20 protein-coding genes are annotated in these 20,218 nt (G+C 66.2%); 3 read left to right on the top strand and 17 right to left on the bottom strand.

Features of this window, described 5'->3' with window-relative positions; translation table 11 throughout:
* Nucleotides 1–57: 57 nt before the first annotated feature.
* The gene (nudE, locus tag HOP53_RS12035; RefSeq protein WP_234270261.1) at nucleotides 58–645 is read left to right on the top strand and encodes an ADP compounds hydrolase NudE; all 588 of its coding nucleotides are present in this window, start codon (nucleotides 58–60) and stop codon (nucleotides 643–645) included.
* 46 nt (nucleotides 646–691) lie between these two features.
* Here the strand turns inward: nudE and HOP53_RS12030 are convergent, their stop codons facing one another.
* From HOP53_RS12030 to HOP53_RS12010, 5 genes are all read right to left on the bottom strand, one after another.
* On the bottom strand, nucleotides 692–1,780 hold the full coding sequence (locus HOP53_RS12030) for an oxidoreductase (RefSeq protein ID WP_234270260.1): 1,089 nt from the start codon (nucleotides 1,778–1,780) through the stop codon (nucleotides 692–694).
* Between the two features lie 72 nt (nucleotides 1,781–1,852).
* Complete coding sequence (gene ilvD, locus HOP53_RS12025) at nucleotides 1,853–3,697, bottom strand: dihydroxy-acid dehydratase (RefSeq protein WP_234270259.1); 1,845 nt, start codon at nucleotides 3,695–3,697, stop codon at nucleotides 1,853–1,855.
* A gap of 112 nt (nucleotides 3,698–3,809) precedes the next feature.
* Nucleotides 3,810–4,361 (bottom strand): hypothetical protein, encoded by a 552-nt coding sequence (locus HOP53_RS12020; RefSeq protein WP_234270258.1) that lies wholly within the window; start codon nucleotides 4,359–4,361, stop codon nucleotides 3,810–3,812.
* A 24-nt stretch (nucleotides 4,362–4,385) separates the two neighbouring features.
* Nucleotides 4,386–6,191, bottom strand: coding sequence for a TRAP transporter permease (locus tag HOP53_RS12015; RefSeq protein ID WP_234270257.1), 1,806 nt, complete (start codon nucleotides 6,189–6,191; stop codon nucleotides 4,386–4,388).
* Between the two features lie 60 nt (nucleotides 6,192–6,251).
* The gene (locus HOP53_RS12010; RefSeq protein ID WP_234270256.1) at nucleotides 6,252–7,229 is read right to left on the bottom strand and encodes a TAXI family TRAP transporter solute-binding subunit; all 978 of its coding nucleotides are present in this window, start codon (nucleotides 7,227–7,229) and stop codon (nucleotides 6,252–6,254) included.
* Nucleotides 7,230–7,368: 139 nt separating this feature from the next.
* On the opposite strand from HOP53_RS12010, the gene HOP53_RS12005 reads away from it, so the two are divergent.
* Entirely contained in the window at nucleotides 7,369–8,097 is a 729-nt protein-coding gene (locus HOP53_RS12005; RefSeq protein WP_234270255.1) for an SDR family NAD(P)-dependent oxidoreductase, read from the top strand.
* Nucleotides 8,098–8,118: 21 nt separating this feature from the next.
* Here the strand turns inward: HOP53_RS12005 and lon are convergent, their stop codons facing one another.
* From lon to HOP53_RS11955, 10 genes are all read right to left on the bottom strand, one after another.
* Nucleotides 8,119–10,554 (bottom strand): endopeptidase La, encoded by a 2,436-nt coding sequence (gene lon, locus HOP53_RS12000; protein WP_234270254.1) that lies wholly within the window; start codon nucleotides 10,552–10,554, stop codon nucleotides 8,119–8,121.
* A gap of 105 nt (nucleotides 10,555–10,659) precedes the next feature.
* A complete protein-coding gene (locus tag HOP53_RS11995) occupies nucleotides 10,660–11,898 on the bottom strand; it encodes a DUF945 family protein (protein WP_234270253.1) in 1,239 nt (412 codons plus the stop codon).
* 60 nt (nucleotides 11,899–11,958) lie between these two features.
* Nucleotides 11,959–12,432, bottom strand: coding sequence for a phosphatidylglycerophosphatase A family protein (locus HOP53_RS11990; RefSeq protein ID WP_010627176.1), 474 nt, complete (start codon nucleotides 12,430–12,432; stop codon nucleotides 11,959–11,961).
* On the bottom strand, nucleotides 12,429–13,382 hold the full coding sequence (gene thiL, locus HOP53_RS11985) for a thiamine-phosphate kinase (RefSeq protein ID WP_234270252.1): 954 nt from the start codon (nucleotides 13,380–13,382) through the stop codon (nucleotides 12,429–12,431). Before thiL ends, HOP53_RS11990 begins: the two co-directional genes overlap by 4 nt.
* Before the next feature lie 10 nt (nucleotides 13,383–13,392).
* Entirely contained in the window at nucleotides 13,393–13,899 is a 507-nt protein-coding gene (gene nusB / locus HOP53_RS11980; protein ID WP_234270251.1) for a transcription antitermination factor NusB, read from the bottom strand.
* A complete protein-coding gene (gene ribH / locus HOP53_RS11975; RefSeq protein WP_234270250.1) occupies nucleotides 13,896–14,396 on the bottom strand; it encodes a 6,7-dimethyl-8-ribityllumazine synthase in 501 nt (166 codons plus the stop codon). The genes nusB and ribH overlap by 4 nt, the downstream gene beginning before the upstream one ends.
* 111 nt (nucleotides 14,397–14,507) lie before the next feature.
* The gene (ribBA, locus tag HOP53_RS11970; protein WP_234270249.1) at nucleotides 14,508–15,662 is read right to left on the bottom strand and encodes a bifunctional 3,4-dihydroxy-2-butanone-4-phosphate synthase/GTP cyclohydrolase II; all 1,155 of its coding nucleotides are present in this window, start codon (nucleotides 15,660–15,662) and stop codon (nucleotides 14,508–14,510) included.
* 310 nt (nucleotides 15,663–15,972) lie between these two features.
* The gene (gene ribD / locus HOP53_RS11965) at nucleotides 15,973–17,109 is read right to left on the bottom strand and encodes a bifunctional diaminohydroxyphosphoribosylaminopyrimidine deaminase/5-amino-6-(5-phosphoribosylamino)uracil reductase RibD (protein WP_234270248.1); all 1,137 of its coding nucleotides are present in this window, start codon (nucleotides 17,107–17,109) and stop codon (nucleotides 15,973–15,975) included.
* A gap of 62 nt (nucleotides 17,110–17,171) precedes the next feature.
* On the bottom strand, nucleotides 17,172–17,654 hold the full coding sequence (nrdR, locus tag HOP53_RS11960; RefSeq protein WP_010627169.1) for a transcriptional regulator NrdR: 483 nt from the start codon (nucleotides 17,652–17,654) through the stop codon (nucleotides 17,172–17,174).
* A 144-nt stretch (nucleotides 17,655–17,798) separates the two neighbouring features.
* The gene (locus HOP53_RS11955; RefSeq protein WP_234270247.1) at nucleotides 17,799–18,335 is read right to left on the bottom strand and encodes a copper chaperone PCu(A)C; all 537 of its coding nucleotides are present in this window, start codon (nucleotides 18,333–18,335) and stop codon (nucleotides 17,799–17,801) included.
* Nucleotides 18,336–18,533: 198 nt separating this feature from the next.
* Between HOP53_RS11955 and dsbG the strand changes: the two genes are divergently transcribed.
* Nucleotides 18,534–19,289 (top strand): thiol:disulfide interchange protein DsbG, encoded by a 756-nt coding sequence (dsbG, locus tag HOP53_RS11950; RefSeq protein ID WP_103968300.1) that lies wholly within the window; start codon nucleotides 18,534–18,536, stop codon nucleotides 19,287–19,289.
* 57 nt (nucleotides 19,290–19,346) lie between these two features.
* Here the strand turns inward: dsbG and HOP53_RS11945 are convergent, their stop codons facing one another.
* Nucleotides 19,347–19,760 (bottom strand): DUF6691 family protein, encoded by a 414-nt coding sequence (locus HOP53_RS11945; RefSeq protein ID WP_234270246.1) that lies wholly within the window; start codon nucleotides 19,758–19,760, stop codon nucleotides 19,347–19,349.
* Nucleotides 19,757–20,218 (bottom strand): YeeE/YedE family protein, encoded by a 462-nt coding sequence (locus HOP53_RS11940; protein WP_234270245.1) that lies wholly within the window; start codon nucleotides 20,216–20,218, stop codon nucleotides 19,757–19,759. The genes HOP53_RS11945 and HOP53_RS11940 overlap by 4 nt, the downstream gene beginning before the upstream one ends.

Raw genomic sequence — 20,218 nt, 5'->3', positions numbered from 1 at the left:
CGGCGCATTCCCGTCAGGACGCCATGCCGACGGTCACCCGCACGAAACGGAGTCTTCATGTCAGACAAGCTGCCCCTGCACAAGCCCCAGGTACTCTCCCGCCAGTCGGTGGCACGCAGCCGCCTGTTCCACATCGAGTCGCTGGAGCTGCGTTTCGCCAACGGTGCCGAGCGCACCTTCGAGCGCCTGACCGGCAGCGATCAGGGCGCGGTGATGATCATCGCCATGCCCGACCCCGAGCACGTGCTGCTGATTCGCGAGTATGCCGCCGGCTTCGAGGACTACGTGCTGACGCTGCCCAAGGGACTGGTCGACCCGGGCGAGGACATCATTACTGCCGCCAATCGCGAACTGATGGAAGAGTGCGGCTTCGGTGCCCGACGCATCGAGCCGCTGGTGGAACTGTCGCTGGCCCCCAACTACATGCGTCACCGCATGCAGGTGTTGCTGGCGACCGAGCTCTACCCCAAACGCCTGCCGGGCGACGAGCCGGAGCCGCTGGTGGTCGAAACCCACGCACTGGAGGAGCTACCGGCCCTGCTGCTGCGCGACGACTTCCACGAAGCCAGGGCCATCGCCGCGCTGTACATCGCCCGGGACACTTTGCGCCAGCGCCGCTATGACGAGCCGCGCCTGGGCTGGTAGCGCCTGCTGGCGAATGGGCCGGTGGCGGCGCTGCTCAGCGGCGCACTCAGCCGTGGCGATGCAGGTGAGGTAGCGTGGCGCCGTTCTCCTTGAAGCGTATCCAGCGACTCTGACGGTAGCTGTCGAGCCCTGCCTCCAGCAGAGTCATGACCTCGATCCCCTCTTCCACGCTGACCGGCGGCCTCGCACCGCCGTCGAGCGCGTCGACGATGCCGGTGTAGTAAGCCAGATAATCCCCCGGGAGGCCGCTGTGCTCACGACGCACCATGCCCCCCTCGCCGCTTGCGTCGACCAGCGTGAGCTGGCCCGGGCGGGGGTCCACGCCCCACGCCGGCGTCGGTGTGCGCCCCTCGCGCAGCCAGTTCTCCTGCGGGTCGCGGCCATACTTGACGAAGCTGCCGCGGGTGCCATGCAGCGCCAGCTGAGGGGTCGGCTCCGCCACCAGCGAACTCGCGCGCAGGGTGACCCGTAGCCCGTCGTAATCGAGCAGGGCGTGAAAGTCGTCGTCCACCTCGGCGCCGTCTCGGGCTGCCATCAGATCGAGCAGTATCGCCCGCGGCATACCGAACAGCGTGCGAACCTGATCGAGCAGGTGCGAGCCGAGGTCGTACCAGATACCGCTGCCGGGTTTGTGCTGCTCGCGCCAGCGCTCGGCGACCTGCGGGCGAAAGCGATCGAAGCGCAGCTCCAGCGATACCGGCCGGCCGAGGTCCCCCTCCTTCACCAGCGCCTGCAGCGTACGGAAGTCACTGTCCCAGCGGCGATTGTGAAACACGCTGACCAGCCGCTCGATTTTATCGGCCTCGGCCTTGAGCAGTCGCGCCTCGGAGAGCGACACCGTGAACGGCTTGTCCATCACTACATGTTTGCCGGCTGCAAGCGCCGACTTGCCCAGGGCGAAGTGGGTCTCGTTGGGGCTGGCAATCACCACCAGGTCGATGTCCGGTCGGCTCAGCAACGCCGCCGCCTTGGGCAGCACTTCGACGTCAGGGAGTACGGCATGCACTCGCTCGGGCGCACTGCTGACCACGGCCATCAGCTCGAGGCCCGGCGTGGCCTGGATCAGCGGGGCATGAAAGAAGCGGCCGGCGGTGCCGAAGCCGATCAGGCCGACACCGAAGGTCTGCTTGCGCATCTCGTCGTTCCTTCTTGCTGAGGGAGAGCCCAAAGCCGACGAACCGGGCCTGGGCCCGGTTCGTCGCGTACGTCAGTCGAGCTTGCTGAGGTCGCGCACCGCACCCTTGTCGGCGGAAGTGGCCAGCAGCGCATAGGCCTTGAGCGCGGCCGAGACCTTACGCACGCGCTGAATGCTGGGCTTCCAGGCCTGACTACCGCGCGCCTCTTCCGCCTCGCGCCGCGCCGCCAGCTCGCTGTCGGAGAGCAGCACATCGATACGACGGTTGGGAATGTCGATGCGGATGATGTCGCCACTGCGGACCAGGCCGATGGCGCCGCCGGCGGCCGCCTCAGGCGAGACGTGACCGATGGAGAGCCCCGAGGTACCGCCGGAGAAGCGACCGTCGGTAAGCAGCGCACAGGCCTTGCCCAGCCCCTTCGACTTGAGATACGAGGTGGGATAGAGCATCTCCTGCATGCCCGGACCGCCCTTCGGCCCCTCGTAGCGAATGACGACGACCTCGCCTTCCTTCACCTTGCCGGCCAGGATGTGCTCCACGGCCTGGTCCTGGGACTCGACCACGTGGGCCGGCCCTTCGAACACCAGGATGGAGTCGTCGACGCCGGCGGTCTTCACCACGCAGCCGTCCACGGCGATGTTGCCAGAGAGCACCGCAAGACCGCCCTCCCGGGAGAAGGCATGCTCGAGGTCGCGAATACAGCCGTTGGCACGGTCACCGTCGAGGGTCGGCCAACGCGCGCTCTGGGAGAAGGCCACCTGGGTCGGCACGCCGCCGGGGCCGGCCTTGAAGAACTCCACCACCTCGGGTGACGGATTACGCATGATGTCCCACTCGTCCAGCGCCTGCTTGAGGCTGTCGCCGTAGACGGTGGGTACGCGGGTATCGAGCACCCCGGCACGATCCAACTCGCCGAGGATCGCCATGATGCCGCCGGCGCGGTGCACGTCCTCGATGTGATACTTCTGGGTGTTGGGCGCCACCTTGCACAGCTGCGGCACCTCACGCGACAGCCGGTCGATGTCGGCCATGCCGAAGTCGATCTCTGCTTCTTGGGCAGCAGCTAGCAGGTGCAGGATGGTGTTGGTGGAACCGCCCATGGCGATGTCCAGGGTCATGGCGTTCTTGAAAGCCGCCTTGGAACCGATGGCGCGGGGCAGCAGGTGCGCCTCGTCGCCCTCGTAGTAGCGCTTGGCCAGCTCGACGATGCGGTGACCGGCGGTCTCGAACAGACGGCGGCGGTCGGCATGGGTGGCCAACACCGTGCCGTTGCCCGGCAGCGCCAGGCCCAGCGCCTCGGTCAGACAGTTCATCGAGTTGGCGGTGAACATGCCGGAGCAGCTGCCGCAGGTGGGACAGGCGCTGCGCTCCACCTCGGCCAGGGTCTCGTCGTCCACCGAGTCGTCGGCGGCCATGACCATGGCGTCGACCAGGTCGAGGCCGTGGTCGAGCAGCTTGGTCTTGCCGGCCTCCATGGGGCCGCCGGAGACGAAGATCACCGGAATGTTGAGGCGCATGGCGGCCATCAGCATGCCAGGAGTGATCTTGTCGCAGTTGGAGATGCACACCAGGGCGTCGGCGCAGTGGGCGTTGACCATGTACTCGACGCTGTCGGCGATGATGTCACGGCTCGGCAGCGAATAGAGCATGCCATCGTGGCCCATGGCGATGCCGTCGTCCACGGCGATGGTGTTGAACTCCTTGGCCACTCCACCGGCCTTCTCGATCTCCCGCGCCACCAGCTGGCCCATGTCCTTGAGGTGCACGTGCCCGGGCACGAACTGGGTAAAGGAGTTGGCCACGGCGATGATCGGCTTGTGGAAGTCCTCGTCCTTCATGCCGGTGGCGCGCCACAGGGCGCGGGCACCGGCCATGTTGCGGCCGGCGGTGGTGGTACGGGAGCGATATTCGGGCATGGTGTCCTCTTCGTGCGCATTGCGCTATATGGTTCACGCCGTCTTTGCCACCCATGGGCGACGGTCTAGGTATCGAGCCTGCCCTGATTCTGTCATGCACGAGCCGAGGCGGCTAGACCACGAGGGGATGAGCGTCTGAAAGCGGCTCGGTGCCATACAGCACCCAGACGTCCAGCGCCGGGCCCAGCTCCTCGACCAGGCGCAGCTTGTCCGGGTGGGCTTCCAGGGTCTGGCGGGCGCAGATGCCCGCCTCGTAGCGTCCTTCGAGCAGCCCCTCGGCCACCGCCACGGTGGTGGGTGCGTCGATCTCTTCGGCGAAACCCGATAGGTCGGTGTAGTAACGGGTGGCCGGCTGACGCGCCACCTGACGCGGCGTGGCGATGTCGCGTTGCGCCAGCAGCACCAGCGGGTGGCTGCCGGCAACGAAGACATCCACCGGAAAGACACGGTGCATGTATCGCCCCACACAGTCGGCATGGCTGAAGTGGGCCGTGCACTGCAGTACCCGGTCCACCTCGCCCGCCACCAGCGCCGCGAAGGCCGTCGGGAAATCGTCGTAGAACTTCATCTCGGCCTCGGCCTCGGCCAGGCCGCGAGCCTCGAGGTAGCGGCCCAGCACCAGCACATGGTTGTTCCCCTCGGGCCCCAGCGTGGCAACGATCATCTTGTTTTCCTCCAGGAACCCATCTCAAAAGGCGAAGATCACCAATGCCCCGACAATGACCAGCAGCACCCGCAGCCAGGCCGCGCGCCGTGCGATCACGCCGTAGGAAATCGCCATCAGACCCAGGGCGATCTTCAGCGCATCGAAGATTGCCCACAGCGGGTCGAAGGCCAGGCGTATCACGTCGGGATTGGCAACCATGGCCAGCGGGATAATGTAGAGCCCGATGCCCAGCGCCATGGCCTTCAGCGCCACCTTGAGCCAGTTCTCCCCGACCATGCCGGCGGCGATGAACACCCCGCCGCAGACCGGCGGCGTGATGGTCGAGAGCAGTGCGAACCAGAACACAAACAGGTGGGCCAGCAGCGGCTCGAGGCCCAACGCCGTGAGTGCGGGCCCCGCCACCGAGACGCAGATCACATAGGCCGCCGTGGTCGGCACCTCCATGCCCAGCACCAGGCAGGCCAGTGCCGTGAGCAGCAGCGCCGGCCACAGCATCTCGTTGGACAGCGACAGGATGCCCGAGGTGATCTTGACCCCGAGACCGGTGAGCGACAGCACGCCGATCACCAGCGAAGCGCAGATGATGATGGCGCCGATCACCGCCACCTGACGTCCTGCAGTGACCATGGCCTCGGCCATTCGCGAGGCGAAGCCGCGCAGGGAGAAGGTGAGCGTCACGTCGAAGAACAGCAGTAGCATGCCGGCGAAGATGGCGATGCTAGCGGCGTACTGCGGTGTGTAGCCGCCGAGGAAGATGCGCTCGAGCAGCAGCACGAAGGGCACGGCGAAGAACAGCGAGGTGATTGCCACCTCCTTGCCGCTGGCACGGTCCTCCGCCGCCATGGGGCGCAGGTCGTGGCGGGTGGCGTAGGCGTTGATGCCCATCCATACGGTAGCAAAGTAGAGGATTGCCGGCAGCAGCGCCGCCGCCATGATCTGGGTATAGGGCGTGCCGGTGAGCTCCACCATGACGAAGGCGCCCGCCCCCATCAGCGGCGGCATGATCTGTCCACCCGAGGAGGCAACCGCCTCGACGCCGCCGGCCAGGGTGCGCGGATAGCCCAGGCGCACCATGGAGGGAATGGTGATGGCGCCGGTGGAAGCCACGTTGGCCGAGGCGGAGCCGGAGATGGAGCCCATCAGCGCCGAGGAGATCACCGAGACCTTGGCCGCGCCGCCGGTCAGGCGTCCGGCGAAGGCGCTGGCCATGTTCATGAAGCCGCGCCCTGCCTCGCCGGCGTTGAGCACCGCACCGAAGATGACGAAAATTGCCACCACGCCGACGCTGACCCCGGTGAGTGAGCCCCACAGGCCACTCTCGGCGATGGTCAGCGTGCCGACGAAGCTCTGCATCGGCAGCCCCGGATGGCCGAACTGGCCGGGGATGTGCTCACCGAACACCGCATAGGCCAGTGCCGCCACCGCCACCAGCGGTAGCGGCCAGCCGATCGCCCGACGCGCGGTCTCCAGGGTCAGCACGATCAGGAAGACCCCCAGCGCCATCTGAAAATTGTTGTCGATGAAGCCGTACTGATTGGCCAGCGCTTCCTCGTTGAAGGCGATGTAGCCGCAGGCGGCGATACCGAGTACGGTCAGTAGCCAGCCGCTCCAGCGCTCGAAGGGAGTGCGGGCGGCCAGGATCAGGATCCACGGCAGCGCCAGCGCCAGGTGGATGGGCCGGCTGACCAGGGCCGGCGTCAGGCCGTAGAAGATCAGCCCGAGATGAAAGCAGACCGTGACGGCACCGAGCACCACCCAGGCGGGGTGCAGGCGAGGTACGCCCTCGGCGGCGCTGCCCGGCGTTGAAGAAGAGAGTGTCGATAACATGAAAATGGGGATGCCTTGCGACCGCAACGGGAGCATCCTTGCCCCCGCCGCCAGCCTTGGTTAGCGCAGTTCGTCGGGAATCTCGATGCCGGCTTCGTCGTAGTAGCGCACGGCCCCGGGATGCAGGGTACCGGCAATGTTGCCGATCATGTCGTGGGTGATGCTGCCCCACCAGGCGGTCTCGTCCGCCATGGCGTCACGACGCTCCCAGAAGGTCTTGGTCAGCGTGTAGGCAGTGTCATCGTCCATGCCGGTAGTGGTGTAGGCGATTACCGGCAGCGAGGTAGTTTCCACATCCTGGTCGACGCCGGAGTAGGTGCCGGCCGGGATGGTCTGGCGCGCTGCGCCGGTCTGCTCGATCTGTTCGTCGGTGAGGCTGACCAGGCTGATCGGCATGCTGGCGGCGGTTTCGATCACATTGGGCGTGGGGAAGGAGCTGGCCGTGACGAAGGCATCGATCTGACCGTTCTTCAGTGCATCGGGGCCGCTGCCTATCTCGGCGTTGGCCACACGCACCTTGTCCAGCATGTCGAACAGTTCCAGATAGCGCTCCGCCTCGCGCGCGCCGAAGGTGCCGCGACCGATCAGGACATGCTTGCCTTCCAGGTCCTCGAGACCGATCACGCCTTCATTGCCTGCCGCCACGAAGTGCATGGTAATGGAGGGAATCGGGAACAGACCGCGAATCTCCTGGAAGCGCGGGCTCTGACGTTCGGCGAAGGGCCCCTCGCCGGCCATGGCCTGATCGACCAGACCGGGCGGCGTGGTGAACACGTAGTTGCCCTGGCGCGCCATCACTTCCATGACGTTCTGCACCGAGCCTTGGCTCTCCTCCAGAGTCAGTACGACTTCGCCCCCGGTACCGCGACGAATCGCTTCGGAGAGTTCGACCCCCATCTGATAGTAAGCGGTGCCCGCCGAGGCGGACTTGTAGGTGACCCGGGTTTCGGCCTGGGCGGAAAGCGCAGTGGTACCCAACAGTACGGCCGTGGCCGTGGCCAGCAGGGTGCGGGTGAAGGCGAGCTTGCGGTTTGACATCGGTCTCTCCCTTATGGCGTCCAGCATCGCGGCGCGATGGCTCGTGTGTATTGTTGTAGTGGTCGATTCGTTATAAAGAAATGTCGTGCAAACGTCTATAATGCCGATTTTTTCCAGCGAAGAATACCTAGGACATGTCATGCGAATCACGGCCGTACTGGGCGCCACCGGCGGCATCGGCAGCGCCGTCGTCACGAAGCTGATGGAAGCTGGCGATTTCGTCTTTATGCTCGACCATGAACGGGCAGAAGCCCGGGCCAGAGCTCTACGGGAAAGATGGCCGGAGCAATGCGCCTTCCTAGCCTGCGACCTGACCGAACCGGCCAGCATCGAGGCGGCCTTCTCCCGTATCGCGGCCCATGGCACGGGTCTCGATGCCTGTATCAATGCTGCCGGGGTAATTCGCCGCGGGCGCTTCATCGAAGTGTCGAGGGAAGAGCTCGGGGAGATGCTGCAGGTCAACGTCGGCGGCGCCTATCTGGCGCTGCAGGCCGCCGCCAGGCTGATGATGGAGGGTAACGGCGGACGCCTGGTCATCCTCGCCTCGGCCCATGGCTTGCGCACCACCACCGAGCGCTCGACCTACGCCATGTGCAAGGGCGCCATGCTGGCGCTCGCCCGGGCGCTGGCGGTGGAACTCGGCCCCCACGGCATCCTGGTCAACGCCGTGGCACCCGGCCCGGTGAGCGCCGGCATGCAGGACGCCGAGTCCGAGTCACGCCGGCGATGGCAGGCGGCCACCCCGCTCGGCCGAGTGGCCACCGCCGACGAGGTGGCCGCGGCCGTGGCCTTCCTGGCCTCGGCCGAGAACACCTTCGTCAACGGCGAAACCCTGGTAGTGGACGGCGGCGCCAACGCATCCATGTAAGGCTGCGCTGGCGCCCCACCGTCAGATACCGAAGGCGACCCTGGCCACGTCCTTGTAGCGCTTGGCGAAGTGCACCGTCATGCCCTCCTTGAGGAAGTCGGGCAGTTCATCGTAGTCGCGACGGTTGGCCTCCGGCAGGATCACCTCGAAGATCTTGCTGCGCCGCGCGGCGATGATCTTCTCGCGTATGCCACCTACCGGCAGCACCTGGCCAGTGAGCGTCAGCTCGCCGGTCATCGCCAGCGGCCGGCCGATGGCCTGATGCCGCGCCAGCGACAGCAGCGCCGTGGTCATGGTCACCCCCGCCGAAGGGCCGTCCTTGGGCGTGGCGCCTTCCGGCACGTGCAGGTGCACGAAGGCCGAATCGAAGAAGTCGGCATCGACGCAATACTCGGAGAGATGGCCCAGGGTGTAGCTGTAGGCGATGTTGGCCGACTCCTGCATCACCTCGCCGAGCTTGCCGGTGAGCTTGAAGCCGCGGGTCAGCGAGTGCACTTTGCCCGCCTCGATAGGTAGCGTGGCGCCGCCCATCGAGGTCCAGGCCAGCCCGGTGACCACCCCTTCGCCCTTGAGCATCTGCTCCTGACGGAACAGCGGAGCGCCGAGGAACTCCTCGAGGTTCTTGACCGAGATGCGTACCGAGGCCTGATCGCCTTCCAGCAGCTTGACCGCCGACTTGCGCACGATGCTGTGCAGCTGCTTCTCGAGCTGCCGCACGCCGGCCTCGCGGGCATAACCCTCGATCACCTGGCGCAGGGCGGCATCGGTGAGATTGATACGCTTGCGCGGGATCTTGTCGCGCTCGAGCAGTTTGGGCCATAGATGGTGCTTGGCGATGGCCACCTTCTCCTCGGCGATGTAGCCCGAGAGGCGGATCTGCTCCATGCGGTCGAGCAGCGGCCCCGGGATCGAATCGAGGGTGTTGGCGGTACACACGAACAGCACCTTGGATAGATCCAGGCGCACGTCGAGATAGTGATCGAGGAAGTCGACGTTCTGCTCGGGGTCGAGCACCTCGAGCAGGGCCGAAGCCGGGTCGCCTTGGAACGACTTGCCCAGCTTGTCGATCTCGTCGAGCATGATCACCGGGTTCTCGACCTCGACCTCCTTGAGCGCCTGCACCAGCTTACCGGGCATGGCGCCGATGTAGGTGCGCCGGTGGCCCTTGATCTCGGCCTCGTCGCGCATGCCGCCCACCGAGAAGCGATAGAACTCCCGGCCCAGTGCTTCGGCGATGGAGCGGCCGACGGAGGTCTTGCCTACCCCGGGCGGGCCGACCAGCAGCAGGATGGAGCCACCCACGTCACCCTTGAAGGTGCCCTCGGCGAGAAACTCGATGATGCGCTCCTTGACGTCCTTGAGGCCATCGTGGTCGCGGTCGAGCACCGCCCGGGCATGGGTCAGATCGAGTTGATCCTGGCTGCGCACGCCCCACGGCATCGAGGTGAGCCAATCGAGGTAGTTGCGCGTGGTGCCGTACTCCGGTGAGCCGGTCTCCAGCACCGAGAGCTTGTCGAGCTCCTCTTCGATCCGGGTCAGCACCTTGGGCGGCACTACCAGCCCTTCGAGTCGGTCGCGGAAGGTGTCGACGTCGTTCTCGCGGTCGTCCTTGGAGATGCCCAGCTCGCGCTGTATCACCTTGAGCTGCTCGCGCAGGAAGAACTCGCGCTGACGCTCCTGCATCTGGGCGTTGACCTGCTCGCTGATCTCGGTCTGCAGCTGAGCGACGTCGATCTCCTTGCGCAGCAAAGGCAGCACCTTCTCCATGCGCGCCTGCACCGGCAGCGTCTCCAGCACGGTCTGCAGCTCACGCCCCTTGGCCGAGGTAATGGCAGCGGCGAAATCGGTCAGCGGCCCCGGCTCGTGGGGGCTGAAGCGGTTGAGATAGTGCTTGAGCTCCTCGCCGTAGAGCGGGTTGATCGGCAGCAGCTCCTTGATGCCGTTGATGATCGCCATGGCATAGGCACGGGTCTCGTCCTCGTCGGCCTTGACCGGCTCGCGGGGGTAGCTGACCTCGACCAGATAGGGCGGCTTCTTCGACAGCCAGCGCTGGATACGGAAGCGGCGCAGGCCTTGGGCGATGAACTGCAGCTGCCCCTCCTCGCCGTGCATCTTGTGCACCTTGACGGCGGTGCCGATCTCGGGGAAATGATCGTGGCCGAGCTCGTCGACCGAAGTGTCGCCGACGAAGGCAACGCCCAGGGTGTGGTGAGGCGTGTTGCCCACCCGGCGCATGGTCTCCTCCCAGCGCTCGCGGTTGATCACCAGCGGCTGGACCTGGGCAGGAAAGAACGGGCGGTTGTGGATCGGCAGCAGATAGATGCGCTCGGGCAGGTAGTCGCTCGCCGGCACCACGGCGTGGTTGGCGACCTCATCCACCTCACCGTCCGAGCCCAGCGTCTCGTCGGATTCCCTTCGCGCCTGCCAACTGTGCTCGTCCTGATCGTGTTCGCTCATGAAGACCTCGTCCTGAAGCTGTTGAAGCCGGGTTGTTCACTGCCCTGTGGAATGCGGGCAGCAGCGTCGAACTTCAAGTCGGCTCATGCAACGAGGGAGCGTGAGTCAGCGCCAGAGCGGGGGCAACGGACGGCTGTTGACCCGCACCTGCCCGCGGCCGACGTCGACTTCCAGCGTTCGCGTATCCAGCGGCAAACCGAGCCACAGGGCCACCACGGTAGGCAGCTCGTACCAGGTGAAGTCGCCATCCAGGCGCCGTCTCCAGCGCGCCTTGACGGTGGGCTCGTCGAGACCCAGCAGGCTCAGCTCTTCGAGCCGGCGTCCGTCGAAGAACAGCGAGCCGTCGACCCGAGCCGACAGCCCCAGCATCGGACTGTCCAGCTCCAGGCGCTGCAGATCGAGACGCGGCGAGTCCTGCAGCACCGCCAGCAGATAGGGCTCGAGCTCGCTCAGCAGTGCCTTTTGCTTCATGCCGTGGTGCCCACTGGCTGCCAGCTGGCGCAAGCGCAGCATGCTGCTGCGTATCGCATCGGCGTTGAAGCGCGAGAGCTCAACGTCCACCTGGCCGGTCAACAGCACCTGCTCCGCGGCATGGATCTCGCCTAGGTCCAGCGCGAGTTGCATCCTCAGTTCCTGCTCGTCCAGCGAGGTGCGGTTCGATAGACGGATACCATTCGCATCGAGCCTGAGCTGGGGCTGATGCCAGGTGAGGGATTCGATCTGCAGGCGGTCCTCCTGAGTGAAGGAGTGCGCGTCTTCGGTATAGGCATACTGGCTGTTGAGAATGGCCGGCCCCACCTCCAGGCGAGCCGCGCCGTCACTCAATGACCAGGCGTCGAGATGGGCGCGCATCCGCCAGTTGCCCTGCTCGCCGCTGAAGCGCAGCCTGCCGCCGCCGAACACGAGCTCCCGCTCCTGCTGGGTAATGCGCAGCGGAGCCAGCTGCAGCCCGCCTTCCAGGGTGCCGGTCAGGGAGTGGTAGCTGGCCTCCCAGAGGGGTGGGGAGGTGGACAGGGAATCGCCGAAGAGGTGCACGGCATTGGGGCCATGACGCAGCATGGCCTCGCCGTCCAGGTGAGTGCTGAGCACCCCATGGCGGGCGCGATAGGTCAGCTCCAGCTGCCACAGATGACCGAACAGCGGCGCCAGGTAGATGCGCCCGGAAGAGGACCACCACCCCTGCTCCACCTCTACCCGTTCGATATCGATCTCCCCTCGCGCCTCGAGATCGGCGAGGGTACGCGCCATCTCACGCTCGAACAGCCAGCTCGAAACCGCCTGCGCGCTCAACCAGGCGAGCAGCAGCACGACCAGCAGCGGGACGATGAGACGTTCCTTGCGCATAGTTTCGCCTCCCTGTGGTGATACCTGCGCCAGACCGATTAACCGTGTACTGGATGTAAACTAGTGCAACCAAAGCCACAGGTGCATGGTACTCCAGGCGTAGATACCGGCAAGAACGTCATCGATCATGATGCCGAACCCGCCCGCCACGCGCCTGTCGGCCCAGCGGATCGGCCATGGTTTGAAGACGTCGAAGATACGAAACAGCACGAACCCCCATAGTGCCGCCTCCCAGGAGAACGGCACAGCAGCCATGGTGATCCAGTAGCCGACGAACTCGTCCCATACGATGCCGGAATGGTCGTGAACGCCGAGATCCCGCGAGGTCTTGTCGCACAGCCAGACGCCCACCACGAAGGCGACCGCCACCAGCGTCAGGTACCAGCCCAGCGGCAGTTCGGAGAGCAGCCAGTAGAAGGGAATCGCCGCCAGGGTACCGAAAGTGCCGGGTGCCCAGGGCACGCCGCCGCTGCCCAGGCCGAAGGCAAAGAAGTGAACGGGGCGCCGCCAGACGCTCGGTGGACAGCGGTTCATGGCTCGCCTCCAGGGAAGTGCTGCCAGCCGTGGGCACCGCCGATGTCGACGCCCTTCACGCCCGGCTCGGCGCTGACCGTGCCGATCGGGGTCAGTGCCAGGCCCTGCTCTGCCAGACGTCGGCGTGCCTCGTCGAGTCTCTCGCCGGGCAGGCTGACCAGCAGCTCGTAGTCGTCGCCGCCACACAGCGCGGCGCGATAGGCGGCCTCTTCACCCAGCGCCTCGCGCAATCCGTTCGCCAAGGGCAGCGCCTCGGGCTCGAGTCGCGCTCCGACGCCGGAAGCCGCCAGCACGTGCTCGAGGTCGGCCAGCAAGCCGTCGGAAACGTCGATGGCGGCATGCGCCAGGCCACGCAGCGCCATACCGGCCGCGAGCCGAGGTGTCGGCTTGAGATAGCGGGCCAGCAGCGGGTGGCCGAGGTCGCGTTCGCCGCGCTGCCACAGTGCCAGCCCCCCTGCCCCACCGCCGAGTGAGCCGGTCACGGCCAGAGTGTCGCCGGGGCGCGCACCTGCGCGGGTCAACGCCTCGCCGGCCGCCACTTCGCCCATCACCGTCACGCCAATGGACAGCTGACCCCGCGTCACGTCGCCGCCCACGAGGGCGGTCTTGCTGGCCTCGCATAGCGCATGAAAGCCTCGAGCGAACTGCGCCAGCCAGGCTTCGTCGTTGTGCTCGAGCGCCAGTGCCATGAGACACCAACGCGGCTCCGCCCCCATCGCCGCCAGATCGCTGAGACTGACTGCCAGCGCCCGATAGCCGATTGCATCGGCCGGGGCAGCGGCGGGAAAGTGCACGTTCGCCACCGATGTATCGACGCTGACCGCCAGCTGCCGCCCCGGACGCGGGGCGAGCAGCGCGCAGTCGTCACCCACACCCAGCGGCACGCCGGCATCGGGACCGGGTGCAGCGGGAGTGAAATGGCGGGCGATCAGTTCGAATTCACTGGCCACCGGGGCACCTTCAGCCGCGACGGGCCCTGACCTCGGCGCTACGCAACCGGGCGGCCAGCTTGTCGAGGATGCCATTGACGTACTTATGGCCATCGGTGGCGCCGAAGGACTTGGCCAGCTCGACGCCTTCGTTGATCGCCACGCGATAAGGCACGTCCATCCGACGGCTCAGCTCGTAGGCGCCCAGACGCAGAATGGCCAGCTCGATGGGATCGAGGTCCACCAGACGGCGGTCGAGCAGCGGTGTGATGGCGGCATCCAGGTCCTCGCGGAAGCGCACCACGTTGTGCAGCAGTTCATGGAACAGGGCCAGATCGGCGATCTGCATCACCTTGGCCCAGTTCTCGTGATCCTCGAGATCGTCGTCGGGCTGCTGACTGCGGAACTCGGCTTCGATGGCGGTGGTCGACTTGCCGGTCATGTGCCACTGATAGAGCCCCTGGACGGCCAACTCACGGGCCGCTCGCCGCGCTTGCTGGCCCGCGGATGGGGGGCGTTGCGGGCGCGATCCACTCATGAAGCGTCTCCGTTCTCGCCGCTGTCGCCGAAGCCGCGCAGCAGAGAGACCATTTCCATGGCCGCCATGGCCGCTTCGGCACCCTTGTTGCCGGCCTTGGTGCCGGAGCGTTCGATGGCCTGCTCGATGGAGTTGACCGTCAGCACGCCGTTGGCGATGGGGGTCTCGAACTCGAGCTGCAGATTGCCCAGCGCCGCATTGCAGCCACCCGCCACGTATTCGAAGTGGGGCGTGCCGCCACGAATCACCGCGCCCAGCGCGATCACCGCGTCGGGGCGCGCCACCTGCAGGGCACGCTTGACTGCCAGCGGCAGCTCCCAGGCGCCGGGCACATGGACGATATCGATGTTCTCGGCGTCCACACCATGGCGCACCAGGCTGTCCACGGCGCCCTCGACGAGGCTGTCGACCACATGATGGTTGAAGCGGCCCACCACGATCACGTAGCGACCATCGACGTCGACGAAGTTGCCTTCCAGTTGAGACAGGGTATGCATTGCTAGTTCCTGATGAAAATGGTCCTGCTGGATACGGTATCAATCCCGCTGAAGCCGAGCGAGCCGGTGAAAGCGAACACCCCACCGGCCCTTTGCTCTTTGGCCCGCCGTTCAGCCTTCGGCGTCGATTTCCCGCTCGCCCGGCGCGATCAGCTCGACCACTTCCAGGTCGAAGCCGGAGAGCGCCGAGAACTTCCACGGTGAGCTGAGCAGACGCATGCGCCCCACGCCTAGATGGCGCAGAATCTGCGAGCCGGTGCCAATGGTGAGGTAGTTACCGGCACCATCAGAGTCGCTGGTGCGCGGCAGGCGACGGCGCTCCAGGAAGACGTCGAACTGATCGCGGAAGTCCTGGTGCGGGCGACCATCGTCGAGCAGCACGAACACGCCATGCTCGACTCGGGCGATCTCTTCCAGCGCACTGTGGGTCGTCCAGTTGCGGTTCTCGCTCTTCTGCAGTCCCAGCAGGTCACGCATGGTATCGGCCAGGTGCACCCGCACCGTAGTCAGGGTATCCGGCGTCGGATGGCCCTTCACCAGCGCCACGTGGTGGGCGTTCTGGATGCGGTCGTGAAAGACGTGCAGCGTCAGCTTGCCCACCGCCGTGTCGACCAGCGTGGATTCCACCGGCTCCACGGTCTGTTCGTTGTGTATACGGTAGTGGATCAGATCGGCAATGGTGCCCATCTTGATGCCGTGTTCGGCGGCGAAGCGCTCGAGTTCCGGGCGCCGCGCCATGCTGCCGTCATCACTCATGATCTCGCAGATCACGCCGCTGGGGTCACAGCCGGCCAGGGCGGCGAGGTCGCAGGCCGCCTCGGTATGACCGGCACGGCGCAGCACGCCACCGGGCTCGGCCATCAGCGGGAAGATGTGGCCGGGCTGCACGATATCCTCGGCACGGGCATTGCGCGCGGCGGCCACTTGCACGGTGCGCGCGCGGTCGGCGGCGGAGATGCCGGTGGTGACGCCTTCCGCGGCCTCGATGGAGAGCGTGAACTTGGTGCCGAAACCGGAGCCGTTGTCGCTCACCATCAGCGGCAGCTTGAGCCGCTCGCAGCGCTCGCGGGTCATCGGCATGCAGATCAGGCCGCGCGCATGGCGCGCCATGAAGTTGATATGCTCGGCCTGGACCTTCTCCGCGGCCATGATGATATCGCCTTCATTCTCGCGATCCTCATCATCCATGAGGATCACCATCTTGCCCTGACGGATGTCCTCGATCAGGTCTTCGATGGGAGCCAGGCCCGTATGGGAAGATTGCACGCTGGAATCTCCGAATGTTCGAACGACTTCATGGGCGATAGTGCACTGCAGCAAGGCAATGTCGCCAAATCGCACCACGTTGAATGGGCGTCAGAGTACATTGGCGCGGCTCTGGGCGCCAGTAGTGAGCACATTGGCGCGGCTCTGGGCGCCAGTAGTGAGCACATTGGCGCACCCCCACATGTGGACAGCTCCGGGACGAGACCGTCGGGGAGGCGCTGTGAATCCTTCCCTGGACGCTATTTTTCCATCCCTGGAAAAAAACCTCCCCTGTGCCCTGCCCCAGAGCTCACAAGCAGGAAGTTGCTCCTCACTCCTGCCTGCGCTTCGGTCGCGCGGTGATTCGCCAGTCGCGGCCCACCGCACGCATGTCGAGAATCTCCAGCGGTCGCTGCTGGGCCATGCGCGTCAATCCCGGCAGGGCGAACAGCGGACGCGCCTCACCGCCGAGCAGGGTCGGCGCGACGAACAGCTGCATCTCATCGACCAGGCCGGCGTCCAGCATGGCGCCGGCGAGCGTGGCCCCGGTTTCCAGCAGCAGCTCGTTGACCAGCTCCTGCTCGGACAGGTAGCGCAACAATGCAGCCAGATCGACGCGACCGTCGTCACCGGTCGGCAGCACCAGCACTTCGGCACCGGCCGCCTCGAGCCGCGCGCGACGCTCGGGGTCATATCCCGATACGGTAGCCACCAGGGTGCGTCCCGACTCACGCAGGCAGGCGGCTGCCTGGGGCATCCGCAGTTGGGTATCAACCACCACCCGCAGCGGCTGACGTTCGGCAATGGCGTCCGCATCGTCGAGACCGAGCTGCGCCGCCCGCACCGTGAGCCGCGAATTGTCGAAGATGATCGAGTCGACGCCGGTCATGATCGCGCTGGCGCTGGCCCGCAGCCGCTGCACTTCCGCACGCGCGTGGGGGCCGGTGATCCACTGGGACTCCCCCGACTGCATGGCGGTACGGCCATCCAGGCTCATGGCCATTTTCAGACGCACGAAGGGGCGCCGACGAGTCATGCGCGAGATGAAGCCGGGATTGAGCGCTTGCGCTTCCGCTTCGAGCAGACCCACCGTCACCTCGATGCCCGCCTCGCGCAGCATGGCGATGCCCCGTCCCGCCACTTCCGGATTGGGGTCCTGCATGGCCACCACCACCCGCTTGACGCCGGCCTCGGTCAGCGCCACGGCGCAAGGACCGGTGCGGCCATGATGGGAGCAGGGCTCCAGGGTCACGTAGGCGGTGGCACCGCGAGCGGCCGACTGCGCCATGTTCAGCGCGTGCACCTCGGCATGGGGTTCTCCGGCACGCACGTGCCAACCCTCACCGACCATCTTTCTGTTCTTGACCAACACGCAGCCCACCCGCGGGTTGGGGTGGGTGGTATAGCGGCCGCGGCGGGCGAGTTGCAGCGCTCGTGCCATCCATGCGGCATCGGTCGGCTTGGCCATGCTCTCCTCGTTCAACTGGGCAGGTTGGCTATGCTCGGCGGCGGGCAGCTTGGAGATAAAGCCTATTCTTCGGCGGTACCCGGCGGAAACCCCGGCTCCTGGGCCAGCCGATCGATCTCGGCGCGGAACTCGTCGATATCCTGGAAGCGGCGATAGACCGAGGCGAAACGAATGTAGGCGACCTGATCGAGGCGCTTGAGCGCCTGCATCACGGCCTCGCCGATGTCGCGAGCCTGGATTTCACGCTCGCCGCTCGCTCTCAGCCGATGGCGAATGCGCTCGACGGCGGCCTCGATGGCCTCGGCGCTGACGGGACGCTTCTCCAGCGCCCGCAGCATGCCGGCGCGCAGCTTGTGCTCGTCGAAGGTCTCGCGGGAACCGTCGGATTTCACCACCCGGGGCATGACCAGCTCGGCGGTTTCATAGGTGGTGAAACGCTCACCACAGTCGGTGCACTGGCGGCGACGGCGCACCTGATCACCGTCCGCCACCAGGCGGGAGTCGGTCACGCGGGTATCATGGGCGCCACAGAAAGGGCAATGCATGGTATCGATCCGAACGTGAAGCGGGGCGACACGAGGTCGCGCGTGAGTCACAAATGTGAGCCAATTGACCCGATATTGTACCCACTCCCCCGCTGATCGCCCAGCACACAGGTCAAGCTGGCATGCCGGGCGCTCGCTTCGGCATCAGTGACGGTGCCCTTCGCCATGACCATGATCCTGGCCATGCCCGTGGTCGTGAGCATGTCCGTGGTCGTGAGCATCGGCGTGGCCGTGGTGCCCCTCGGCACTCACCTCGACGCGCTTGACGGGCGCCGTGACCTGCTGGGACTTGCCTGAATCGAAGCGCAGCTCGATCTCGACGGGCTGCCCCTCCTCCAGCGGAGCGGTCAGCCCGATCAGCATCATGTGCAGGCCGCCGGGCGCCAGCGCGACCGACTCACCGGCAGGCACAACGATTTCGGAAATCTTGCGCATCTGCATCACACCATCGACGTCTTCGTGGTTGTGCAGTTCTATGACCTCGGCTGCGGGCGAGTCTGCATCGACCAGGGTCACGTCCTGCTCCCCCGGATTGCGTAGCGTCATGAAGGCCGCCGAGGTCTGCGAGCCAGGCGGCACGGCGCGTACCTGAGCCTCTTCGACGAGCAACGGCTCGGCGAGCGCCGTCGATGCCACCAGCGAAAGCCCCGCAGTGAGCAGGAGTGAGCGGACCAGCACCATGATGAAACTCCTTGTTGTATGGTTGGCATGAGCCAGGGAAACAGGCGAAAAGCTTACTACGATGTCGTGCGTCATGAGACAGGATGCGTCAACCCGACACGTTCGGCCTGCATCGGCAAGCTGAACCTGCGCTCGCCGTGGGAGTCCATCGCTGGGATGACGCTCCCTGGAAGGCAATTTCAATCAAGGAAACCCCACATGGTTCTTCGCTTCACGCTGCTCATGGCCGCCCTGGCCCCTCTCGCTGCCGTTTCGGCGGCGCAGGCCGACGAATGGCCGGGCCCGGTTCAGGCCCTGGTCGAGGAAGGACTCGAGATTCACGGCGAATTCGAGGCGCCCGGCGGGCTGGTCGGTTACGCCGCTAGCCATCAGGGTCGCGAGATGACGGTCTACGTCACGGCCGACGGCCAACATGCCATCGTCGGCACCATGATCGATGCCGAGGGCAACGACCTCTCCGAGGTGCCGCTGGACGAGCTGGTGAGAGCCCCTCAGGAGGAGCAGGTCTGGCAGCAGCTGGAACAGAGCCACTGGATTCAGGACGGCCAGGCCGACGCTCCCCGCGTGCTCTACACCTTCACCGATCCCAACTGCCCCTATTGCCGCCAGTTCTGGGAGCAGGCACGCCCCTGGATCGAGGCCGGCGAGGTGCAACTGCGCCACATCATGGTAGGTATCCTGCAGCCGGACAGCCCAGCCAAGGCCTCCGCCCTGCTGGGTGCCGAGGATCCCGAAGCCGCCCTGCACGATCACAGCGGTGGCGACAGCGTGGCCCCCTCGGCCCAGCCCCGCCACATCGAGGATCAGGTTTACCGCAACAACCAGCTCTTCGACGAGCTCGGCCTCTACGCCACCCCGACCACGGTCTATCGTCATGACGGCCGGCTGCAGCGGGTGGACGGCATGCCGGACGCGACGAGGCTGCACGAGATGATGGGCGGCGAGGCCCCCTGAGTCGCTTCGACGAGCGTGTGGTCCCCTCGCCGACCAGGCGTGGGGCCGCACCGTCGGTCAACCCCGGGCGGGCATCGCCCGGGCCAGGAACCAGCCCGCCACCATGGCCACGAGCATGGCGAACAGCGGCGCACTGAGCCCGGCAATGGAGGCGATTGCCGGTCCGGGACAGTAGCCGGAGAGCCCCCAGCCGATGCCGAACAGGGCGGCGCCGCCGATCAGTCGTGCATCCAGATCCCGGCGGGTGGGCAACTGGAAAGTCTCGCCGAACATCGGCCGCTCCCGGCGGAATACCAGACGGTAGCCGATGAACGTCGTCACCACGGCGCCACCCAGCACGAACATCAGCGTGGGATCCCAGGCACCGAAGATGTCGAGGAAACCGAGCACGCGGGCGGGGTCGGTCATGCCGGCAAGTGCCAGGCCCAAGCCGAACAGCAGGCCGGCGATATAACCCATGACGGTTTTCATGCGCCACCTCCGAGCAGATGCCGTACGACATAGACGGTCATGATGGCGCAGAGCAGGAAGGTCAGGGTGGCCACCAGCGAGCGCGGCGACAGCCGTGCCAGGCCGCACACGCCGTGACCGCTGGTGCAGCCGCTACCCAGACCGGTGCCCACGCCCACCAGCAGCCCCGCCACCAGCATCAGCCCCACCCCGCCAGCGGGCGGGCCGACCACTTCTCCCGGCGCACCGGCCACATTGCCCAGCCCACCGCCCAACAGCATGAGCAGCAGCGGGCCACTGATCAGCCCCAGCACGAAGGCCACGCGCCAGGCGCTATCGCCCTTCGGCAGCGTCGTCACCAGGCTACCGACGATACCGCTGATGCCGGCGATGCGGCCCAGCGTCGCCATCAGCCATACGGCCGATAGGCCGATCAGCACACCCCCTGCCAGCCCCTGCAGGCCTGCCGTCCAATCCAT

This window comes from Billgrantia ethanolica (assembly GCF_021404305.1).
GTDB lineage: Bacteria > Pseudomonadota > Gammaproteobacteria > Pseudomonadales > Halomonadaceae > Halomonas > Halomonas ethanolica.
Note: the sequence above shows the minus strand (reverse complement) of the source record. Positions and strands in the feature narration are given on the sequence as shown.